General features: G+C 70.9%; 2 protein-coding genes and 1 pseudogene. 1 reads left to right on the forward strand and 2 read right to left on the reverse strand.

Annotation, left to right across the window (positions count from 1 at the left end; all coding sequences use genetic code 11):
• Positions 1-207, forward strand: a pseudogene (locus tag AB0G02_RS36845) (hypothetical protein); the annotation flags it as partial.
• Positions 208-317: 110 nt separating this feature from the next.
• Here AB0G02_RS36845 and metK read toward each other — a convergent pair.
• Both metK and AB0G02_RS36855 read right to left on the reverse strand, forming a co-directional pair.
• Positions 318-1520, reverse strand: a complete 1203-nt coding sequence (gene metK / locus AB0G02_RS36850) for a methionine adenosyltransferase (protein ID WP_360804121.1) — start codon at positions 1518-1520, stop codon at positions 318-320.
• Positions 1521-1583: 63 nt separating this feature from the next.
• Positions 1584-2066: phosphopantothenoylcysteine decarboxylase (locus tag AB0G02_RS36855; protein WP_360804124.1), on the reverse strand; the 483-nt coding region annotated here is incomplete at its 5' end.

Below are 2066 nucleotides of genomic sequence, written 5' to 3' on the forward strand. Positions count from 1 at the left end.
ATCACCGAAGCCACCCACGGCAAGATCGTCCTGCGCACCCAGGCCGGCAACATCACCATCCACGCCGCCACCGGCATCCCCGCCACCCTCGACGCAGGCACCACCCACGGCCGCATCAACAACGCCCTCAAGAACACCGGCGGCGTCACCGGCCTCGACATCCACGCCACCACGACCCAGGGCGACATCACCGCCCGCAGCCTCTGACCACCACGTCCCACCGTCGGACCGGAGCCCGGAGTCCGCAGTCTGCAGTCCGGAAACGACAACGCAGGGGCCCCCGGTCGGGGACCCCTGCGGAGTGTCGTGCGGTCGGGTCAGGCGCCCGCGGCGGCGCGCAGGTCGTCGGCGCGGTCCGTGTTCTCCCACGGCAGGTCGACGTCGGTGCGGCCGAAGTGGCCGTACGCGGCGGTCGGGGCGTAGATCGGGCGCAGCAGGTCGAGGTCGCGGATGATCGCGGCCGGGCGGAGGTCGAAGACCTCACCGATCGCCTGCTGGATCTTGGTCGGGTCCACCGTCTCGGTGCCGAAGGTCTCCACGAACAGACCCACCGGGGCGGCCTTGCCGATGGCGTACGCCACCTGGACCTCGATGCGCGTGGCCAGGCCCGCGGCCACCGCGTTCTTCGCCACCCAGCGCATCGCGTACGCCGCGGACCGGTCCACCTTCGACGGGTCCTTGCCGGAGAACGCGCCGCCGCCGTGGCGGGCCATGCCGCCGTAGGTGTCGACGATGATCTTGCGGCCGGTCAGGCCGGCGTCACCCATCGGGCCGCCGATGACGAACCGACCGGTCGGGTTGACCAGCAGCCGCACGTCGGAGGTGTCGAGGCCGAGCTCCGCGATCTCCGGGCTCACCACGTGCTCGCGCACGTCGACGCCGAGCAGCTTCTCCAGGTCGATGCCGTCCGCGTGCTGCGTGGACACCACGACGGTGTCCAGCCGCACGGGCTGGTCGCCCGCGTACTCGATGGTGACCTGGGTCTTGCCGTCGGGGCGCAGGTACGGCACGGTGCCGTCCTTGCGGACCGCCGTCAGCCTGCGCGACAGCCGGTGCGCCAGCGCGATCGGCAGCGGCATCAGCTCGGGGGTCTCGGTGCAGGCGTAGCCGAACATGAGGCCCTGGTCGCCCGCGCCCTGCTTGTCGATCTCGTCGTCGGCACCCTCGACCCGCTGCTCGAACGCGGTGTCCACGCCCTGCGCGATGTCGGGCGACTGCGAGCCGATGGCCACGTTGACGCCGCACGAGTAGCCGTCGAAGCCCTTGGCCGACGAGTCGTAGCCGATCTCGACGATCTTGTCCCGCACGATCGACGGGATGTCGGCGTAGGCGTCGGTGGTGACCTCGCCCGCCACGTGCACCTGGCCGGTGGTGACCATGGTCTCCACGGCGACGCGCGAGCGCGGGTCCTTCGCCAGCAGCGCGTCGAGGATCGAGTCGCTGATGGCGTCGCAGATCTTGTCCGGGTGCCCCTCCGTCACCGACTCACTGGTGAACAGCCTGCTGCTGTGCTGACCCACGACACTCCCTAACTGTCGATCCGCGAATGGCTTACGAGTTTACTGAGCGTCCGGCGCTCACCGTCATCGTTCGACGGTCGGTGCTACCGCGTCCCACAATGCGGACGCCAGCTGCGACTTCGACCCGTGCGGGATGGGTGTCTCGGCCCCGTCGGCGGACAACAGCCAGCCGGCGTTGTCCTCGACCTCGAAGGCGCGGCCGTCCCCGACCGCGTTGACGACGAGCCAGTCGCAGCCCTTGCGCTTGAGCTTGGCGCGACCGTACTCCAGCACGCCGGCGGCGGCGTCACCCGTCTCGGCCGCGAAGCCGACGACGACCTGCCCGGGTCGCCGCGCGGCGACCAGTTCGACCAGGATGTCCGGATTCCGGGTGAGCGCGACGGGCTCCGGGTCGCGATCCGTCTTCTTGATCTTGTGCTCGACGTGGGCGACCGGTCGGAAGTCCGCGACGGCCGCGGCCATCACCACGATGTCCGCCTCGGCGGCCGCGGCGCGCATCGCGTCGCGCAGCTCCAGCGCCGAGCCGACGCGCACGACGTCCACGCC

It is taken from the genome of Actinosynnema sp. NPDC023658, assembly GCF_040639995.1.
Lineage (GTDB): Bacteria > Actinomycetota > Actinomycetes > Mycobacteriales > Pseudonocardiaceae > Actinosynnema.